The organism is Granulicella sp. S190, assembly GCF_009766095.1.
GTDB lineage: Bacteria > Acidobacteriota > Terriglobia > Terriglobales > Acidobacteriaceae > Edaphobacter.
In genome coordinates this window covers 433,114-451,985 of record NZ_LMUD01000023.1, presented here as the reverse complement: position 1 = coordinate 451,985, position 18,872 = coordinate 433,114, and the positions used below count along the sequence as shown (strand labels likewise).

The 18,872-nt window shown below is 58.4% G+C and carries 19 protein-coding genes and 3 tRNA genes; 15 read left to right on the top strand and 7 right to left on the bottom strand.

What is annotated here, in order from left to right:
* Positions 1–6 precede the first annotated feature (6 nt).
* The 8 genes from cobS to GSQ94_RS15295 are packed head-to-tail and all read left to right on the top strand — an operon-like array spanning position 7 to position 7,124.
* Positions 7–753, top strand: coding sequence for an adenosylcobinamide-GDP ribazoletransferase (cobS, locus tag GSQ94_RS15330; RefSeq protein WP_254063897.1), 747 nt, complete (start codon positions 7–9; stop codon positions 751–753).
* Complete coding sequence (locus GSQ94_RS15325; RefSeq protein WP_174240943.1) at positions 750–1,337, top strand: histidine phosphatase family protein; 588 nt, start codon at positions 750–752, stop codon at positions 1,335–1,337. Before cobS ends, GSQ94_RS15325 begins: the two co-directional genes overlap by 4 nt.
* Positions 1,334–2,206, top strand: coding sequence for a hypothetical protein (locus tag GSQ94_RS15320; RefSeq protein ID WP_158944712.1), 873 nt, complete (start codon positions 1,334–1,336; stop codon positions 2,204–2,206). The genes GSQ94_RS15325 and GSQ94_RS15320 overlap by 4 nt, the downstream gene beginning before the upstream one ends.
* Entirely contained in the window at positions 2,203–2,781 is a 579-nt protein-coding gene (locus GSQ94_RS15315; protein ID WP_158944711.1) for a cob(I)yrinic acid a,c-diamide adenosyltransferase, read from the top strand. The genes GSQ94_RS15320 and GSQ94_RS15315 overlap by 4 nt, the downstream gene beginning before the upstream one ends.
* Positions 2,772–3,461: a 5,6-dimethylbenzimidazole synthase gene (gene bluB, locus GSQ94_RS15310; RefSeq protein WP_158944710.1), complete on the top strand. Its 690-nt coding sequence runs from the start codon at positions 2,772–2,774 to the stop codon at positions 3,459–3,461. The genes GSQ94_RS15315 and bluB overlap by 10 nt, the downstream gene beginning before the upstream one ends.
* Complete coding sequence (locus GSQ94_RS15305; protein WP_158944709.1) at positions 3,458–5,062, top strand: cobyric acid synthase; 1,605 nt, start codon at positions 3,458–3,460, stop codon at positions 5,060–5,062. Before bluB ends, GSQ94_RS15305 begins: the two co-directional genes overlap by 4 nt.
* The gene (gene cbiB / locus GSQ94_RS15300; RefSeq protein ID WP_158944708.1) at positions 5,059–6,012 is read left to right on the top strand and encodes an adenosylcobinamide-phosphate synthase CbiB; all 954 of its coding nucleotides are present in this window, start codon (positions 5,059–5,061) and stop codon (positions 6,010–6,012) included. Before GSQ94_RS15305 ends, cbiB begins: the two co-directional genes overlap by 4 nt.
* A complete protein-coding gene (locus GSQ94_RS15295; protein ID WP_158944707.1) occupies positions 6,009–7,124 on the top strand; it encodes a histidinol-phosphate transaminase in 1,116 nt (371 codons plus the stop codon). The genes cbiB and GSQ94_RS15295 overlap by 4 nt, the downstream gene beginning before the upstream one ends.
* Here the strand turns inward: GSQ94_RS15295 and GSQ94_RS15290 are convergent.
* Both GSQ94_RS15290 and GSQ94_RS15285 read right to left on the bottom strand, forming a co-directional pair.
* Positions 7,125–7,201, bottom strand: a tRNA-Pro gene (locus tag GSQ94_RS15290). It lies immediately after the preceding gene.
* Between the two features lie 38 nt (positions 7,202–7,239).
* Positions 7,240–7,782, bottom strand: a complete 543-nt coding sequence (locus tag GSQ94_RS15285; RefSeq protein ID WP_158944706.1) for a DUF4112 domain-containing protein — start codon at positions 7,780–7,782, stop codon at positions 7,240–7,242.
* Between the two features lie 66 nt (positions 7,783–7,848).
* Between GSQ94_RS15285 and GSQ94_RS15280 the strand changes: the two genes are divergently transcribed.
* The 5 genes from GSQ94_RS15280 to GSQ94_RS15260 all read left to right on the top strand — a co-directional run bounded on the left by GSQ94_RS15280 (position 7,849) and on the right by GSQ94_RS15260 (position 10,578).
* Positions 7,849–7,923, top strand: a tRNA-His gene (locus GSQ94_RS15280).
* Positions 7,924–7,966: 43 nt separating this feature from the next.
* On the top strand, positions 7,967–8,758 hold the full coding sequence (locus tag GSQ94_RS15275; RefSeq protein ID WP_158944705.1) for a DUF72 domain-containing protein: 792 nt from the start codon (positions 7,967–7,969) through the stop codon (positions 8,756–8,758).
* Positions 8,755–9,795: a YheT family hydrolase gene (locus GSQ94_RS15270; RefSeq protein WP_254063896.1), complete on the top strand. Its 1,041-nt coding sequence runs from the start codon at positions 8,755–8,757 to the stop codon at positions 9,793–9,795. Before GSQ94_RS15275 ends, GSQ94_RS15270 begins: the two co-directional genes overlap by 4 nt.
* Before the next feature lie 43 nt (positions 9,796–9,838).
* The gene (locus GSQ94_RS15265) at positions 9,839–10,438 is read left to right on the top strand and encodes a hypothetical protein (protein ID WP_158944704.1); all 600 of its coding nucleotides are present in this window, start codon (positions 9,839–9,841) and stop codon (positions 10,436–10,438) included.
* A gap of 63 nt (positions 10,439–10,501) precedes the next feature.
* Positions 10,502–10,578, top strand: a tRNA-Arg gene (locus GSQ94_RS15260).
* Between the two features lie 21 nt (positions 10,579–10,599).
* Here the strand turns inward: GSQ94_RS15260 and GSQ94_RS15255 are convergent.
* The 5 genes from GSQ94_RS15255 to GSQ94_RS15235 all read right to left on the bottom strand — a co-directional run bounded on the left by GSQ94_RS15255 (position 10,600) and on the right by GSQ94_RS15235 (position 16,193).
* Positions 10,600–11,838, bottom strand: a complete 1,239-nt coding sequence (locus GSQ94_RS15255) for an MFS transporter (protein ID WP_158944703.1) — start codon at positions 11,836–11,838, stop codon at positions 10,600–10,602.
* 70 nt (positions 11,839–11,908) lie between these two features.
* A complete protein-coding gene (locus GSQ94_RS15250; protein WP_158944702.1) occupies positions 11,909–13,075 on the bottom strand; it encodes an acyl-CoA dehydrogenase in 1,167 nt (388 codons plus the stop codon).
* Between the two features lie 141 nt (positions 13,076–13,216).
* Positions 13,217–14,125 carry a tetratricopeptide repeat protein gene (locus tag GSQ94_RS15245; protein WP_256369979.1) on the bottom strand — a complete coding sequence of 303 codons (909 nt, stop codon included), beginning with the start codon at positions 14,123–14,125 and terminating at the stop codon, positions 13,217–13,219.
* A gap of 254 nt (positions 14,126–14,379) precedes the next feature.
* Positions 14,380–15,879, bottom strand: a complete 1,500-nt coding sequence (locus GSQ94_RS15240) for a hypothetical protein (RefSeq protein ID WP_158944700.1) — start codon at positions 15,877–15,879, stop codon at positions 14,380–14,382.
* A complete protein-coding gene (locus GSQ94_RS15235; RefSeq protein ID WP_158944699.1) occupies positions 15,876–16,193 on the bottom strand; it encodes a PadR family transcriptional regulator in 318 nt (105 codons plus the stop codon). Before GSQ94_RS15235 ends, GSQ94_RS15240 begins: the two co-directional genes overlap by 4 nt.
* A 78-nt stretch (positions 16,194–16,271) precedes the next feature.
* Here GSQ94_RS15235 and GSQ94_RS15230 point away from each other — a divergent pair, with 78 nt between their 5' ends.
* Together GSQ94_RS15230 and GSQ94_RS15225 are read left to right on the top strand one after the other, a co-directional pair.
* Complete coding sequence (locus tag GSQ94_RS15230; RefSeq protein ID WP_158944698.1) at positions 16,272–17,045, top strand: ABC transporter ATP-binding protein; 774 nt, start codon at positions 16,272–16,274, stop codon at positions 17,043–17,045.
* Positions 17,038–18,828, top strand: a complete 1,791-nt coding sequence (locus tag GSQ94_RS15225; RefSeq protein ID WP_158944697.1) for a hypothetical protein — start codon at positions 17,038–17,040, stop codon at positions 18,826–18,828. The genes GSQ94_RS15230 and GSQ94_RS15225 overlap by 8 nt, the downstream gene beginning before the upstream one ends.
* Positions 18,829–18,872: the final 44 nt, after the last annotated feature.

The following is an 18,872-nucleotide window of genomic DNA, read 5'->3' as shown; positions in this document are numbered from 1 at the left end:
AAACAGATGCGGAGACTCGGCGAGGAGTTGATCGTAGCTATTCAGTTCCTCACGCGAATCCCCATGCCTGCAATCTCATTCGAGGCAGACTCCCTCTCGCGAGCTGTGAAGTTCTTTCCGTTGGTCGGATTGATCGTCGGCGCTGGAGCGGTATTGCTGCAACAACTCCTGACGGCGCATTTAGCTCGTCCGCTTATCGCAGTCGCAGTGCTGACCTACTTCGTCCTGATTACTGGCTGCCTCCACGAAGATGGCCTCGCCGATACTGCAGACGGATTCGGCGGGGGCTGGACGAAGGATCGGATCCTTGCAATTCTGCACGACAGCAGGATCGGCAGCTACGGCGCTACCGCTCTTGTCCTGTCGTTGCTGGCTCGTTATCTGCTGTTAGGTTCGCTGCCTGTGCAGCACTTCGCCGCATACGTCCTCTCGGCTCACGTGCTGTGCCGCTGGAGCTCACTGCCGTTGAGCTACTTCCTCCCCGCCGCGCGTGACCACGGGGGACAGGGAGCGCGCATAGCCCGGCTCGTATCGCTTCCTTCCTTATTGTTTGGTTCGATCTTCAGTGTTGGGTTTGTCGTCTTCGTCCTGCGAAGATCTTCTGTTGTGCCTCTTCTGGTCGCTCTTTTGGTTGTTGTGCTGAGTGGCTGGTTCTACTACAGAAAGATAGGCGGCATAACCGGAGACTGCTTCGGTGCGACGAATCAACTCACCGAGATTGCGGTCTACTGCTGCGGAGTGTGGATCGCATGAGCGAGATCCTCTTCCTCCGCCACGCGGAGACAGACATGGCAGGAACATTCTGCGGCCACTCTGATCCAGAGGTGAATGCACGCGGGCTTGAACAAATAATCGAACTGGTTGACCGGTTTCGCGGAGATAATATCAGCACTATCTACACCAGCGATCTGCGTCGCGCACACACGACGGCAGAAGCAATCGCCAAATCGTGTGGGATCCAATGCCAGATTCGGCCTGCGCTGCGTGAGATCTATTTCGGCGAATGGGAGGGTCTCACCTGGGTTGAGATCGAGCAGAAAGACAAAGCCTACGCTAGGCGATGGCTAGAGGAATATCCTAGGTTGCCAGCGCCTGGAGGAGAAACTTTTCAAGACTTCGAACGGCGCGTCTTGAGTGAAGTTGAGTTGTTATCCGCTAAAGTCCAGGGACAACGTATGGCGGTCGTAACTCACGCCGGAGTGTTGCGGACTGTTCTTTGCTCGTTGAACGGATGTCGCGAAGAGGATGCATGGAGGCAGTCAAAGCCTTACTGCGCCATCGTTCGACATGCCGTGGTCTCGCCTCTGCCGATGTTACAAGCTGAGGTGCAAGTATGACCGCAGAGAAGGTCGACGTGCTCGAGCTGATTGCATGGGATTTGGATGACTACGCCTACCGCGATGCTTCTACTGGTTTCAGTTCCGCCGCATTGGATAGCAATGTTGAACAGGCACGTGCCAGACTCTCTCAGCTACAGCACTATGCGAACAACTCCGCCCTGCTCGAACAGGAAACCCGGAACATTCAACAGTTGCTCACGGCCGCGGCAACAGACGAAGACATGCAACGAGAGTATGAGCGCTTGAACTGGACGCTAGGTGTTGTAGACCTGCGTTGCCTGATTGCCTTTCAGCGCAGACTGATCTTCAGTCCCGTTCAGGAAAAGCCACTGCTGCCAAAACAAGACGACTGGCTCGGGCTTATCTCGCTCTCTGTAGGCTCGCGGCGAAGCACCAGGCATGAGCTAGTGCATCACCATAGTGAGTCAGATCGTCTCGACATGAGTCTTCACTCGAGCAATCCCGACTTGCAGCTAAAGTTTCATCCGAAGACGAAGGACCGCGATCTTTTGCCGTTTTCGCTGTATGGCGGCAGCCCCTTCTTCGAGGTAGCGGAGTTTCGCGGACGGTGGTTTTTGCGTGACGGCTACCATCGCGCCTACCATCTATTGCAAGCCGGAGTGCATCGTCTGCCAGCTGTGGTGATCTATGTACGAAGCATCGAAGAGTTGGGGGCAACGGAGCCTTGGTTCTTCAGCGAACAACAGTTGTTCTCCGATCGGCCGCCGAAGGTAACAGATTTTCTTGAAGACAGCATGACCCTGCGTTACGAGAGAACAGCTCTTCGCAAGGTTCTTCGCATTCGAGTCGAAGAGTCGTTGGAACCGCTGGATGAGATCGAAGAGAGACAAGGAGAGACAAGATGAGCATTGCAACAAAACGTGGAGACGGTGGAGAGACTGGGCTGGCCGGTGGAATTCGCATCTCGAAGGCTGACCTGCGTGTAGAAGCGTATGGCACGGTCGATGAGTTGAACTCTACTCTGGGCTTTGCCCGAAGCATCTGCTCCGACAAAGAGATTCACGACTGGACGGAGACGATACAGCGCACACTTTTCCGAGTGGGGTCGGCGCTAGCAACGCCTCCTGAGAGCAAGAAGGTGCCACCCGGCATTACGACCGAAGACGTCGAAATGCTGACGAACCTGGTGCATCAGATCGAGGCCACCGAAGGCATTCTCTCCGATTGGTCGCTGCCTGGCGCTCACACCGAATCGGCTGCATACGAAGTAGCCCGGACCGTCTGTCGGCGAGCAGAGCGCAACGCAGTACGACTTGCAAACAGCGGCGTGGAGTTCAAGCCCGAGATCCTCTCCTACCTCAATCGTCTCTCGGATGTGATCTGGCTCTTCGGCAGACTCATCGAGGTGCGAGCAGGCGTGGATGCACGGTTGCGCCGCGACGACGCTGCGGGACCAAAGTGGTCAAGGGCATGGAAGTGACGAAGGCGGCGGGCTTCGAGGAAAGCGAGCGGCAGGCCGTCTACCGCGCCATTCGCGAGCGCAGAGACGTGCGTCGAGGATTTCTCCCAGAGCCGATTCCAGAGAATCTATTGCATCGTCTGCTGGAGGCGGCGCATAACGCGCCTTCGGTCGGTCTAATGCAACCGTGGCGATTCATCGTGGTGCGCGACCTCACCGTGCGGCAGAAGATCCATCAGATTTTCCTCCGTGCCAATGAGCAGGCACTCGCCGGCTACGAGGGCGAGCAGCAGCAGAACTATGCGGGCATGAAGCTTGAGGGCATACTCGAAGCACCGCAGAATCTTTGCATCGTCTGTGACTCTCAGAGCAGCCAGGGGCATCAATTGGGACGGCGCACTATGCCCGAGACTGCCGTTTACTCGGCTGTCTGTGCTATTCAAAATCTGTGGCTCGCAGCACGAACTGAAGGAATCGGCGTCGGCTGGGTCAGTATTCTTGAGCCGTCGTTACTGCGCGACGCCTTGAAGATTCCGGTCAACATTACGCCCGTAGCTTATCTATGTCTTGGGTACGTCAACGCATTCTCAACCGAGCCCGACCTGGAGCGCGCGGGCTGGGAGAAGAGGACGCCATTGAAGAGCGTGCTCTCTTTCGACCAGTACGACAGCAGTTGGGGTGAAGGAAGACCAGCATCATGAGAGCGCGGGCGATTATGGTTCTGGGCACCGGCTCGCACGTCGGCAAATCGTTGCTGACCGCGGCGCTATGCCGCATCTTCGCGCAGCACGGTTATCGCGTTGCTCCGTTCAAATCTCAGAATATGTCGTTAAACTCTGCGGCTACCGTGGAAGGCCTGGAGATCGGACGGGCTCAGGCGTTACAGGCGGAGGCTGCCGGAGTCGCAGCGTCAGTTCATATGAATCCCATCCTGATCAAGCCGTCAGGGGATCACTCCTCGCAGGTCGTCGTCCGTGGAAAGATATGGGGGAGAGTCACGGCTGCGGAGTACCATCGACGGCGCATACAAGAGCTACTACCAGTCGTCCAGGAAAGTTACGACATTCTCGCATCTCAATATGAGGTGATCGTTCTCGAAGGCGCAGGATCCCCCGCAGAGATCAATCTAAAACAGCATGACATCGTAAATATGCGCATGGCAGAGATGGCCGATGCAAAGTGTCTCCTGGTTGGCGATATTGACCGCGGAGGGGTCTTCGCTTCGCTGCTAGGAACGCTCGAGTTGCTGGAGCCCGAAGAGCGGAAACGAGTTCGAGGTTTCGCGATCAATAAATTTCGGGGTGACGCAAGCCTGCTCAAACCTGGCGTGGAGATGATCGAAGATCGAGTGCAGAGGCTGTGTCTTGGCGTAGTTCCATGGCTTCCTTCGCTCATGCTCGAAGAGGAAGACAGTCTGGGTCTTCCGCCGTCAACACAATCTCAATGGCCAATCGCGCAGACGCGTAATTCGGAAGACCGCCCTTTGCGGATAGCCGTTATCGGACTGCCCTCTTTCTCAAACTTCACCGACTTCGATTCGTTGCGAGCTGAGCCATCGGTGTCTCTGCTCTTCTGTCGCACCGCAGAGGAGATCGCGCAGGCTGATGTGGTCATCCTGCCGGGCAGCAAACAGACGGTAGATGACCTCCTGTGGATGAAGCGATCCGGCCTCGATGTTGCCATACTGCGTTATGCGCCAACGGGCCTTGTCGTAGGCATCTGCGGAGGCATGCAGATGCTTGGCGAAACCATTGAGGACCCTTCCGGAATGGAACACGAAGGCTCCGTTGCCGCTCTTGGCCTGTTGCCAATTCGTACCATCATGCAAATGGAGAAGGTCACGCGAAACGCGCAGGGAGAGATGGCCGAGGCTGTCCTGTTCGGTCAACCGCTCAAAGACGCTAAACTTGACGGCTATGAGATTCACATTGGGCATACGGAGTATAAGGCTGGAGCGAAACATTTCTCGATCCTTTCGGCAGACAGATCTGCAAGCGCGGGCAAGGACGGCTGTATAAGTGCGGATACTACTATCTTTGGCACCTACCTCCACGGAATATTCGACGACGATAGTTTTCGTCATCAGTTCCTCGGCGCAGCACGTGCGTACTACAAACTCTCCGCGCCCCGTGAGTTGAATCTGTGGAAACAGCTTCGTGAAGACTCACTGAATCGCCTCGCACGCGAGGTGGAGAAAGCTCTCGACATGAGAGCGATCTTCGACTGGGCAGGTTTGCCTTACACCGTCCCAGTATCAGAAGACACTTCGGCACTCTCTCAAAATGAAGGCGTAACTCAATGAGCAGCCGAAGCGTTTTTGCTGCAGCTTACCTCTTTGACTGGATCACGGGAGATCCAGAGTGGCTCCCACATCCTGTGCGTTTGATCGGCAAGGGGATAGAAGAGGGAGAGCGCCTTCTCCGAAGGCCGGGGCAGACTCCAGCAGTCGAGCTTGCAGCCGGAGGCGCGTTGACCCTCGGCATGGTTGCAGCGGTTTATCTGGGCACCGCAACCACTCTCGCTTGGATATACAAGCGAGACCGCCGGCTGGGATTCATCGCCGAGACTCTGCTGGCATGGACCTGTCTCGCATCGCGTAGCCTCCACGACGAAGCTTCTGCCGTTGTTGCCGCCCTGGAGCGAGGCGACCTTCTGCTGGCACGGCAGCGTCTGGCGCGCATCGTCGGCCGCAACACGCAAGCACTGGACGAGCAGGAGATCAGTCGCGCCGTGATCGAGACTGTCGCGGAGAGCTGCTCCGATGGTGTCATCGCGCCGCTCTTCTACATGGCCATAGGAGGGGTTCCACTCGCAATGGCGTACAAGGCAATCAACACCCTTGACTCTATGATCGGCCATGCGGACGAGCGATACTTCTACTTCGGAAAAGTGGCAGCGCGCCTGGATGACGTCGCCAATCTGCTTCCCTCTCGCCTGACAGCCATGGGAATTGTCGCTGCTGCCGCAGCGAAGGATGAGAGTGCTGCGGATGCTTTCGAGACCTGGCGCCATGACGCCATGAAACATAAGAGTCCAAACGCGGGACAACCTGAGAGTGCGATGGCCGGAGCTCTACAGGCTCGGCTCGGAGGAGAAAACTTCTACGGCGAAGAAGCCGTGCTGACGCCTCTCATCGGAGAACGGTTTTCAAAACCCACAGCGCAGAATGCACGACAGGCAATACGAATCGTCGCGATTGTTTCCCTCTTCGGAGCCATGACCACGTTGCTGCTTCGCCGAGGGCATCGATGAACACGCCACCTCGGACCTCCCTTCCCGCACATGGTGGCCAATTGCGCGAGATCGCAACGAAGTATGGAATCGAACCCGGCCTGCTTCTTGACTTCAGCGCGAACATCAATCCGGCAGGCCCCCCAGCTTCTGTGCTCACAGCACTTCAGCGAGCAATCGCAGATCCCGCCACTCTGATTACGTATCCTGATCTTGAACTGACAGACCTCAAGGGTGCGCTGGCGGAGGCTGAGAAGATTCAACCGGAAAACATCGCTGCCGCAAATGGCTTTGTGCCGTTGCTGGTGGCGGCGATCCGATCGTTCAAAGTCTCACGCTGTCTTCTTCCCATCCCTTCGTTTAGTGAGTATCGGCGTTCCCTTGAAAACGCCGAAGCTGCGGTGGTGCCTTACTCTCTCTCTCAGAAGAACAATTTCGCCTACGAGCCCGATGAACTGATAAGAACGGCAGTAGAGGGCAGTTGCGATGCAATCCTACTGGCAAATCCTCAGAACCCATCTGGGGTGCTGTGCCCAGCCGAAGAGATGAAGCGCCTGGTCAAACTGGCCGCGGACAACCGGGTTACGATCCTCCTCGACGAAGCCTTCGCGGACTACACTCCCACACATTCTCTGATCCGGACCGCAGTCGAGCAGCCCAATCTAATTGTGTTTCGTTCGGTTACAAAATTTTTTGCGACTCCCAGCCTGCGAGTTGCCTACGCGGTCAGTGGAACTCCTTCGATTCAGTCTCTGAATCGCATCCTGGCGCCGTGGCCAATTACGAGCTTTGCCGCAGATGCCGTCTGTGCCGCATTGCAGGACGAAGCTTACGCGCAACAGACTCGCATGGAGAATACTGCCCAACGCATCTGGCTCGAACGTGAGCTTTGTCGGCTCAACCTCTTCACCTATCCTTCGGAGGCAAATTTTCTGCTGCTCCGATTTCCAGCGCAGATAGATGTCGCTGTGCTTTGGGAAGAGATGATCGTCAAGGACCAGATCGTGCTTCGCTCCTGCGCAAACTTCGAGGGACTCGCGACCGGACACCTGCGAGTTGCAGTCCGTTCGGCTCCTGACAATAAAAGATTGATTCAAAGCCTGGAGCGGATGCTCCGGCGGATGGCAGGATAATGGTCGGGGCGGAGGGATTCGAACCCCCGACCCTCTGGTCCCAAACCAGATGCGCTACCAGACTGCGCTACGCCCCGACTCTGATTAGTTTATCGCATCACGCTGACTACGGCGATCAGAGCGTGTGAAAGAGCCCATGGCTGCCCGATCCGAAGAGCGTATGAAAAAGCCCATCGAAGACCCAGGTGAGCAGCAACAGCGGCAGCAGAACCAACCCGGCCAAGACCAGGCAGACGACACCAAGAAAGAGCCAGCTTTGCAGCGTGTGTTTGCGGGGTTCTTCTACGCTGCCAACCAGCAGAGCGTAGTTGCGCCGGTTCGCGCGCCAGGCGATATCGAACATATCGCCCAGAACCGGGATCGACCCCACCACCACCTCAATCGCAACGTTGGCCACCATCCGCGCTACCGTGGCGTAAGAGACGCCGCGCACCCAGGCCGCGACAATAATAATGCAGGAGGCGATCCCGCCGACCAGGTCGCCGATGCCGGGAATGAAGCCGACGATGCCGTCCAGGCCAAACCGGATCGACGTGCCGGGAATCCGGATAAAATCGTCCAGCACACGAGAGAGCAGGTCAAGATTCTCATCATTGAAGGCTCGGCCGCCGCGGTTCAAACGGGGCGACAGGACCTCGGGCTTTGCGGTAAACGGCATCGGACCCCTCCCTGTCACGCCGCGGGATTGCCCTGCAGCCTGCCAGTGCTATAATTCCAGTATACGGCGGCTATAGTTCAGTGGCAGAACGCCGCTCTGTGGCAGCGGATGTCGTGGGTTCGAAACCCACTAGCCGCCCCAAAATTTTCCAATCTTTGCAGACTGCGGATCGACCTTGCCCCGCATGCCTAAAGCCTCTTCCACGCCCGTCCCGGTAGCTCCTCCCAGATCTTTGGCGCGCCTCTACGCCGGAACCTCGGGCTGGGCTTATCCGACTTGGAAGCCGGACTTCTATCCTGCTGGCACCCCTGCAAAAAACTTCCTTCAGTTTTACGCCTCTCAGCTCACCTCAGTCGAAGTGAACTACACCTTTCGCGCCCTCCCGACGGCGAAGATACTTGAGAATTGGCTGGCCGCGACTCCACCAGGATTTAGCTTCAGCTTCAAAGCGCCGCAGCGGATCACTCACCTCAAGCGATTGCGCGGCTGCGACGAACCGGTCGCTCAGTTTGTTGCGACTCTCGAACCGGTTCGCCAGGCAGGCAAACTAGGCCTGCTGCTCTTTCAACTTCCTCCCAACCTGAAGGCTGATGCCGAGCTGCTCAGTTCCTTTCTCTTTCTTTCTTCGCTTCAAGGAAAAGGCGCTCCGGCTGTCGCATTTGAGTTCCGTCACGAGTCGTGGTTCCAGGAGAGCATCTACGCGGTGTTACGCGAGCATAATGCGGCTCTCTGCATCGCCGAGAGCGACGATCTTTTGACGCCAGAGGTGCAGACCTCAGCCAGCCACATCTGCTATCGGCTGCGGCGAAACTCTGGATACTCGGCAACCGAGATCGACGCCTTTGCAAAACGATTCGCAGCGCTTGCCGCCGACCGCGATGTCTACGTCTACTTCAAGCACGAAGACGAACCTACGGGCGCACTGAACGCAACCCAGTTTCTCGCTCGCGTTCAGGCTCTCGCGGAGAAACAGTGACGCCAACAGCGGAGAGAGAGAGCATCGTAAGCCACGCTGCAGAGTTTCAACCTCGGCGCTTCCTCATCAACGGACATCTGCAGACGATCATGGGCAACTACCTCCCGAGATCCAACGATCTGCCCGCGCCGGAAGCACAACTGGTCGAGGTCTCCCCTGCCACCGATACCCAGATCGCAAGTCAAGTCCTCTGCCACTGCCACTGGCAGCCAGAGGAGGTCCGCTCCTCTCGGCCAACAGCCATCATCGTTCATGGCCTCGAGGGCTCATCGAACTCGCAGTACGTCGTCGGCAACTCGAACAAGCTGTGGCGCGCCGGTTGCAATATCATTCGCATGAACATGCGTAACTGCGGAGGCACCGAGGCTCTCTCGCCGACTCTTTATCACTCCGGCCTCTCGAACGATGTGCTTGCGGTGATGAACTTCTTCGTGGCCCGGCACGACCTGCAGTCGATCTCACTGATTGGCTACTCGATGGGAGGCAACCTGGTTCTGAAGCTTGCCGGAGAGCTCGGCGCCGCGGCACCGCATGAGCTGCACTCTGTCATTGGCGTCTCCCCCGCACTCGACCTTGGCCCCTCCGCCGACGCCCTGCACCGCCCACATAATCGCGTCTACGAGATGAAGTTTCTTCACGCTCTGCTTCGCCGTTATCGCCGCAAAGTCATGCTCTTTCCCCACCTCTACGATCTGAAACTTGCCCGAGGAATCCGTTCTCTGCGCGAGTTGGATGATCGCATCACCGCCGTCTACTCCGGCTTCACCGGTGCGGACGACTACTACTACCGCGCCGCTGCTGCCCGCGTGATCGATCGTATCGCCGTGCCCACTCTCATCCTTCACGCGCTCGACGATCCCTTCGTCCGCATCACGGACGAGAGTTGCAGCAAGCTCGAAGCAAACCCCAACATCCGTCTCATCACCACCCACCACGGCGGACACTGCGCCTTTCTCGCCCAGCCCGATGCCGACACCGGCTACGACGGCTACTGGGCCGAGCACACCCTGCTAAGGTTCCTGCTCGCCAACGCATAACTGCTGCGCTCAACCTCTGCCGGTGACGCTAAGATAGTTCCTAATGCTCTCTGACTGGTCCGCCGAATGTTCCGCAGACGATCCCGTTCTTGTCGTTCCCTGGTCTGACCCATCCGATCCCGCCGGCAATCGCCGCTTCATCGATCTACGGGAAAATCCATACGATCTCGATCATCTCCCCGAGGTAGAGCAACACCCTCCCCTGATGCACGCACTGCGCGCTCTCAACGCTCCACGCTCCCCGATCTTCACCGCAAAATGTGATGCGTGGTCGCTCGACGCAGAAGAGCTCGACCACCTTCGCATGAACCTTGACGTGACCATAGACGATGCACCCGAAGGCTTTGGCAGCTACATCGATCTGCTCTGGCGCGAGCGGTCCCTCTTCGCCTCTTACCATCAGATGGAGCAGATGATGCACCGGCTCACGCGCCACGCCGCCCCGCTCGACCATCCCTATGCCATGCTCGATTGCATCATCCGGCCAGCTCTCGTCGACCTCACCGGACCGCAGGAGGGATTTGCCATCAGCCTCTACATAAAAGCTGTCGGCCATGATGCCCAGGCAGCAGAAGAGAGCTGGGCCGCCGCGCTCGACGCCGTCGTCGCCCTCTTGCGCAGCAAAGATCTTGCACTGGGTTAGCCGCCTTCATTTTTTGAAACCAGAAGGCTCCCCATCCCCGCTACAATCAAAAGAGACGCGCGCGGGCGAGTAGCTCAATTGGATAGAGCATCAGCCTTCTAAGCTGACGGTTGCAGGTTCGATCCCTGCCTCGCTCACCACCACCTCGCGCCTCCAGCCGATTAGGCCTCAAGCAAAAGATCTTCTTCCGCAACATGAGGATGTCTCCCTCCGGCACTGCGGTCTCCGGTCACATGCCGCAGCCCCGCCAGTGCGATGAAACCAATCGCCAGGCAGCACACGCCGTTCCATCTCCAGTGCACCCAGGCCACGGTAGCCATGGCCGACCCCACCGCCGCCCCGGTAAAGTACACCGTCATGTACACCGTATTGAGCCTGCTGCGCGCCGAAGGTACCAGCCCGAAGATTCGCGTCTGGTTCGCCACCTGCGTCATCTGCGCCCCCACATCGAGCACAAGCACCCCAACCACCAGCGCAAGAATGTGGAAGGTCGTCGAGAGTCTCGCGGCCTCCTCCACCCACAGCAAGACATACGAGACCGCCAGCAGGCCCATGCCAACCGAAACCACCCACCGGGAGCCATGTTTATCCGACAGCCTTCCAGCAAGTGGTGCTACCAGTGCGCCCGCCGCCCCCACCACCCCGAAAGTGCCGGCAACCCCCGCGCCCAGGCCATAGTGACTGTGCAGTACGAACGCCAGAGTCGTCCAGAAGCAACTGAACGAAGCAAAAGCCAGCGCCCCAATGATCGAGGACTCTCGAAGCAAAGGCTGCGTGCGGAAGAGCGTCCAAAGCGACTTCATCGCGTCCGAATAGAGCAGACGCTCCTTCGGCGGCAGCTTGGGCATCACTTTCCCCATCAGCGGGACGAACGCAGCATTCATCACCGCCGCAACCACGAACACCCAGCGCCATCCATGGATTCCGCTCACCCAACCCGCGAAGGTGCGCGCCAGCAGAATACCCAGCAACAGACCGGTCATCACAGTGCCAATCGCACGACCACGCTGTTCATGCGAGACCAGATCCGGCGCAATCGGCAACGCCACATGAGTCACCGAAGCAAACAACCCAAGCAGCACACTCGCCACAATCAGCCAGCTAAGCCCAGGAGCCAGCGCGACCAGCAGCAGTGCCACCGCCTCCGCGCCATACATCCGCATCATCAGCGCACGACGTTCCAGCACATCGCCCAACGGGACGAAAGCCAGCAACCCCAACGCATAGCCAACCTGGGTTGCGACCGCGACGAAGCCGACATGCCCCGGCGTCACCCCATACGTCCGGCTCATCTCCAACAAAAGCGGCTGGTTATAGTAGATCGTCGATACGCCGACCGCACAGGCCAATCCCAGGAAAGGCAGCGGGGCGCGAGGTTCAGATTTTATAGGAGTGGTCATACCAAAGCTCTACCTCCAGTGTAAAGCTTTGGAGGACATTCGGCTATGGCACCGCTGCTGCGCGAAGGCTCTAGATCTTCCCGAGCATCAACTTTGCAATCGTCCCCAACTGCATAAACGACGTTCCCTCGTAGATCTTGCCGATCTTGGCGTCGCGATAGAGTTTCTCGACCGGGTAGTCCTTCACAAAGCCGGACCCGCCGTACACCTCCACCGCAAGGCTCGCCACGCGCTCGGCGACCTGCGACGTGAAGTATTTGCACATCGCCGCCTCCTTCAAAAACTCCTGCTTCGCATCCTTCAACCTCGCAGCGTTATAGACCATCAACCTCGCCGCTTCAATCTCCGTCGCCATCTCGGCCAGCTGAAACTGCATAGCTTGAAACTCCACCAGCGCCTTGCCAAACTGCTTCCGCTCCTTCGCCCACTTCGCAGCGTACCCCCACGCTCCTTGCGCCAGGCCAAGCATCTGCGACCCGATCCCGATTCGCCCTTCGTTCAAAGTCTCGATGGCGATCTTGTATCCTTTACCCGGCTCGCCCAGCACCTGCGCGGCTGGCACCACGCAGTCGTTGAAGATCAGTTCGCACGTGCTCGAAGCCCTGATGCCTAGCTTGTCTTCCTTCTTGCCGAGCGTAAACCCAGGCGCGCCCTTCTCCACCAGAAATGCAGTAATCCCTTTGTAGCCAGCAGCTGGATCAATTGTGGCGAAAACGATAAACAGCCCTGCCTCCTTCGCATTTGTGATCCACAGCTTCTGCCCGTTGAGAACGTAATCGTCGCCGCGCTTCACCGCACGCATCTGCAGCGCGAACGCATCCGAGCCGGACGAGGCCTCACTCAGCGCATAGGAGCCGATCGTGTCCGTCGCAAGCCGCGTCAGATATCTCTTCTTCTGCTCCTCGTTGGCCCAGCGCACCAGCGCGTTGACGCACAGCGTGTTCTGCACATCGACCATCACACCGACCGACGGGTCCACCGCGGAGATCTCCTCGACCGCGAGAATCGCGTTGAAGAACGTGCCGCCGGCCCCGCCATATTCCTCGGGAATCTCAATCCCCATCAGCCCAAGTTCGAAGAGTTTGCGAATAAGCCCGGCATCCATCTGCTGCGACTCATCCATCCCGCGCACCAGCGGGCCAATCTGCTCCACCGCAAACCGCCGTATCGTATCGCGAAACAGCTGCTCATCATCCCCCAACTGCGTCAACGCCATCGGACCAACCTGCTGCGACATCCACTCACCTCAAACCGTATTCAGGAAAAGGTGAGTCTAGCATTTGAGACACACGACTGAATAGCCATTCACACCGCGAACGCGGCAGAGTATCTGCAGAAAAAATGTCTAAAGAAATGTCTGAAAGAAGAGAACGAGCCGCTAGCCGGCGACCTTCACCAACCGCCCACGCCGGCTGACGATCGAGAGCTTCTCGGTGTTCAAAATCTTACGTGCCTGCTCTTTCGCATGATTCGCCCACGGTCCCACCGGGTCAAGCCGAACATACGCCAGCCAATGTCGCAACGCTCGCCGTCGCTGTCCTTGCCGTTCATACGCCAACGCCAGATTGTAGTGCGCATCGGCATACTGTGGAACCAGCGCCACCGCCTTCTGATACGCAGTCGTTGCCTCCGCGAGCCGTTGCATCTCATCCAGTACATTGCCCAGATCGAAGAACGCCAGCGCATACTCTGGATCGGCCTGCGTCGCCAGCCGATAGAGCTCTTCCGCCTCTTCAAACCGGCGCAGATTGTAGTGAATCGTCCCCAGATTGATAAGCGCAGGCGCATGCTGCGGCCGTATCACAAGAATCGCCTGGTAGACCTCAACCGCCTCCTGGATCGTCGCAGGGTTCTCTTCTAGCTGTACTGCCCGCAGAAACATCTCCTGCACCTCGGCGGCCTGACGCAACGAAGCATCGCCTGCTCCCACGACGCGAAGCTGCCGCGCCGGAGCGACCTCGAAATCAAAAGCGAGCTGCTGTGTGACCGGATCCATCAGCGCCCCGCCATGCCTGAAGCTGAGCCGCGACCCGCGGCGCACAAAACTCGCCTCCAGCAAGGGGTTGCGCACTCCCCCCAAACGCTGCATCGCCTCCACCGAGGCTCGAATATTTTTCGCGGAGATCTTCGTCGTGGCCTGCAGATCGCGCAGCCGCCGCAGCTGCCCCAGCGCTTCAAACGAATACTCTTCATGAGGGGAGATGAGCCCGGCTCGCTCCCACGCCGTGATCTGGCGTGCCTGCAAGTGGAGGATCCGGATTACGTCTTGACGGCTATATCGGTTCACGTGGTGTCTCTGTTGGCACCGTCTCAGAGCTCACTGGTCTGAACCCTCTCTGGAGTATGCCTTCGAAACCTACGCCAATCAAGACCTAAATCTCCTAACCTCATCAAATAGCAGTGGATAACCTGTACCAAAATGGGTTCTCCCCTCCCACAGGCAAAAAATCGTCTGAACAGGAGACGCTCCATCGACACCCAACGCTTCACCGCCGCCCAATGAAATTAGATCAGCGCGACAGCAGCCGTTCCATTTTGTCGTCAGAAGTAGCCCGGCGTGACGAATCCGGGTTCGGCAAACAAGATCTCCCACGACGCATCGAGATATAGCCACCTCTGCTCACTGAACCAGCTCGTAGCCATCTCGGGAACATGCAACAAACCATGTCCGCTGACGCAGATGAGCTCGGTTCCGTTCCAGTCCAGAAAGCTTCTCGACGGCTGACCTACCCGAGCCGGATTCGTCAACTTTCCCAGACATACCGGGCACCGTTGCCGCTGGTCGCGCAGACTCCAGCGCAGCCCAAAGAGACACACTGAGAACGCAGACAGCAGCTGAATGTACTCCGACGTAACCGGATCCATCCCGCTGCGCAGATGAGCAAGATCCAGCGACACGAAGTAGACGATCGGCAGCAGTAGCACCAGCTTGCAGCCAAGAAAACTCCAGCGGCGGACTCTGGTGAACCGGGAAAGCCGTCGCGAGCTAGCCCTGTACTCCCCGAGGGGAAGCGACGTCGTCGCCGGCAACGCCAGGCACGCCAGCAGAACCGCAAAGAGAAAGACATCTCCCGGTCCTCTGGTTCTCTCAGTAAGAGACTCGCAGAAGAAGTCGTTCGCCGTGCCCGCAGGCGTTGGCGCAGACATGTGCCATGCCTCTCCCCAGTCCGCGTGCGGCGACTGAAGATGTGCCACCACAAATCCCACCCTCTCAGAGAAGCCAAGGTCATGTGGGAGCAACAACCACGCATCGGTCTTGCCTGGCAGCCTCCACTCTCCAGGGTCTACCACACCACTCACCATCGCGGACTCCGACCCCACCTGCACCATCCGTCCGAAGATGTGAGGATCGCCGCCAAATCGCCGCTTCCACATCTGCTCGCTGAGGATCAACCGGGGAAGCGAGCCGGGAGCCTCACGAGCGTAGCGCACACGCAGACCGAGCAGGTCGAAGAGATTAGAGCTCGCAGAAGCAACCGCGCCTTTAGTCGCGACGCTATTCTCTATCGAGAGAGACTGCTCGGCAACCTGGTAGAAAGCAAATCCGTTGAACAACTCCTGTCGACGTCGCTTCCAAACCTGGTACTGCTCCGCCGAGATCGTTGCCACCGAATCGTCGGAGGAGTGCGCGTCACGAAGAAGCATCAGGTTTTTTGTGTCGCGATAAGCCGAGAAGTGCAGGATCGCCGAAACCTCCGGCAACAGCATCGCAACACCATAGCTGATGGCGATCAGTCCGAAGAGCACCTGAACGCACTGCGTTGCCGACCCCATCGTCGTCGCCAAAGGGATGCGCCTCTGCTGGAACTGCTCTCGAAAACTGAGAGCATCCGGAAGAGCGCCGAGGCAAAACGCCGCAACCTCTCGTTCCGCCATCCACGAGAAGCTCTGTTCTGCGGTGTACGTTCGGCGCACGTGCCAAAGCTCCGCTCGCCACTCTCTCCACCACTCCTCTCGCTGCCGCGCTGGCACCAGCAACGATGCGCCACGCAGGAGTGCGAGACACAACAACTCGCAGAGTGCCGAAGGTCGCAGCGTCATACCTGCTCCTCCTGCTCCGAAGGAATCAACTTCGCAAGCAGTGGATAACGCTTGCGCGAAGCCTCGAGCGTCAGCTTGCCCGACCTGGTGAGCTTGTAATATTTTCTCGGCGGCCGCTGCCCCGCATCTGCAATCGCCTGCTGCTCCCAGCTCGACCGGATCAACTCATCGCGCTCCAGCCTTCTCATCGCCGGATACACCGTACCGCTCGGCAGGCCGGTCATCTCCATCACGCTGAAGCCGTAGACATATCCAGCGTTCACCGCCTGCAGAATCATCGCCGCCGTGTGCGAGAGCTTCGTCTCCGCTGCCATGGCAGAACTATACCTATGTAGCAAGCTACTTGACTAGCCCCTATTATGAATGCTACATAGGGTGCAGAGGAACCCTCCATGCTCGAAGTCAAAGCACTCTGCAAGAGCTATCGCGGCCTTCCCGCAATCGACAACGTCGCCTTCACTATCCGCGCCGGCGAGATCGTCGGCTACGTTGGCCCCAACGGCTCCGGCAAGTCCACCACTGTAAAAATCGTTACCGGCCTGCTCGAACCCAACACCGGCCAGGTTCTCTTTGAAGGTAAAAGCATTCGCCTCAACCTCGACCACTATCGAGCCTCCTTCGGCTACGTGCCTGAAGAGGCGCACGTCTACACTCATCTCTCCGGACTCGAATATCTCCAACTGGTAGGCCGCCTGCGCGAGATGGAAGAGCCGCTCATCGATCTCAAAGCCAACCGGCTGCTCGCGCTCCTCGGCCTCGAATCCTGGCGACACTCGCCCATCTCGCTCTACTCCAAGGGCATGAAGCAGCGCATCCTCATCGCGGCGGCTCTTTTGCATGACCCAAAGCTGCTGATCTTCGACGAGCCGCTCTCCGGACTGGACGTACTCTCGGCCCGCCTCTTCAAAGACCTCTTGCAACAACTCGCCGCTCAAGGCAAAGCCATCCTCTACATCTCCCATGTCCTCGAGGTCGTCGAACTGGTCTGCCATCGTGTCATCGTCATTGCGAAGGGGAGGATCCTGGCTGATGCACCACCCTCCGAACTCAAAACCTCGCTCGCACTGGCAAACCTCGAGAGCGTCTTCGCGCAACTGGTCAAGCAGCAGGACACGCAGAGCGTCGCACAGGAGCTGGTCCAGACCATGGCGGTGCACCATGTCTGAGCGTCACGGCCTCTTAGCTCCACCTCGGCATCCCGTCCTATCACTTGCCGTGCAGGCGCATACCGCACCCCCCGCGCGAGTGCAGAGCAGGTTCGAAGTTCTGGTGCGCCACATCCTCCATCGTTTCTTCCACAACGAGCTTCTCGCCTCAGACGATGAGACTAAGCGCGTCATGCAGATCGCAGCCGCCGTCGCGCTGCCAACCCTCATCGTCTCGCTCTTTCTCTTTCCTGCCTATCACGCCTTTCCACCCGCCCCGCTGCATCGTCCCTTCTGGTCGCAGGCAGGAGACCACTCCTTCTACGTCATCTACTCCTTCGTCGTCATGGGAGCGGCCACGGTGTACGAGTGGGATCTGCTCTTCCCCGACACTCTGGACATCTTCGTTCTCTCGGTTCTCCCCATCCCCAACCGCAAACTCTTCTTCGCGCGCGTCCTTGCGCTCGCAGTATTTCTTCTCCTCGTTCAAGTCGGCACCAGCATCCTGGGCACACTCTTTCTTCCCCTCGCCGCCGAGCAGCACAACTTCCTCCGTCATCTCTTCTCCCACTTCGTCGCCGTCACCATCAGCGGAATCTTTGCCGCAGCCACCTTCCTCTCCCTTCAAGGCATTCTCCTGAACACCGTCGGCGAAGGCCTCTTCCGCCGCATCACCCCGCTGCTCCAGGGCCTCTCCATCATGGTCTTGCTGGCGGTTCTTCTGCTCTGCCCCACCGTGGCGGGATCGCTGGAAGCTCTGTTGACCTCGGGCAGCCCCGCCATCCGCTACTTTCCGCCCTTCTGGTTCCTCGGCATCTACGAGTACCTCCTCGACGGAGCGTCAACTCCCGCTATCTTCCACGACCTGGCGCGAACCGGCTGCTACGCACTCGTCATAATGTTGGCGTGTACCTTGCTGACCTATCCTCTCGCCTATCGCCGCCGCGTCCGTCAGCTTATCGAGGGCTCCGCCGCAATAAGTACCAGGAGCAGTGGAACCAATCTCATCCGCCGCCTCCTTCATTCCACCCTTCTGCGCCATCCCTCGCAGCGAGCCGTCTTCCACTTCATCAGCCAGACCATCCTGCGCGGACAGCGTCAACGCATCAGCCTCGCTATCTTCGGTGGCCTCAGCGTTGCGCTTGCCCTGGCCCAGATGGTCACCCTCCAGGTCGAACCCGGCCACATCCACATAGCCCTGCTGCCCGACGGCATTCGCTCTGCAATTCCGATTGTCGCCTTCTTCACAGTCGCCGGCCTTCGATCCGTCCTCGCAGCTCCAGTCGATCGCCGCGGCTCATGGCTCTTCCGCGTCCTCATCGGGCGTCCGCGATCCGGCCACCTCGCAGGCGCCTACCTCTGGATCTCTCTCACCACATTCCTCATTTGCAGTGGCACCGTTCTTCTCCTTCACTCGCTATCACCAGCCAGCATGCAAATACCCCGCACAACGACAGGGCAACTCCTTGTAGCAATAGGCCTGTCTCTTCTTCTTCCCGACATCCTGCTGTTCTCCGTGCGCGCCATACCGTTTACTCAACTCCACAAAAGTTCAGTAAACGATCTTCCTCTGGCAGTCCTCCGCTACCTTGTGCTCTTCCCAATCTTCGTCTCAATCCTGGTTGCGAAGGAAGCGTGGATCGAAGGCTCTGCGACGCACCTCCTCGCCACAACAATTCTCTTGGTCGGAACGCATCTCACTCTGCAAAGAGCACACGCTAATCTCCTGGCTCAGTCCACACTCGACACCGCACCGGACGAAGCCGACGAGTTTCCGCAGCGCTTAGGTCTACGCGATGCATGAACAGAAAGCTTGCCATGAAAAAGCACAACGAGATCCTGCAGCGT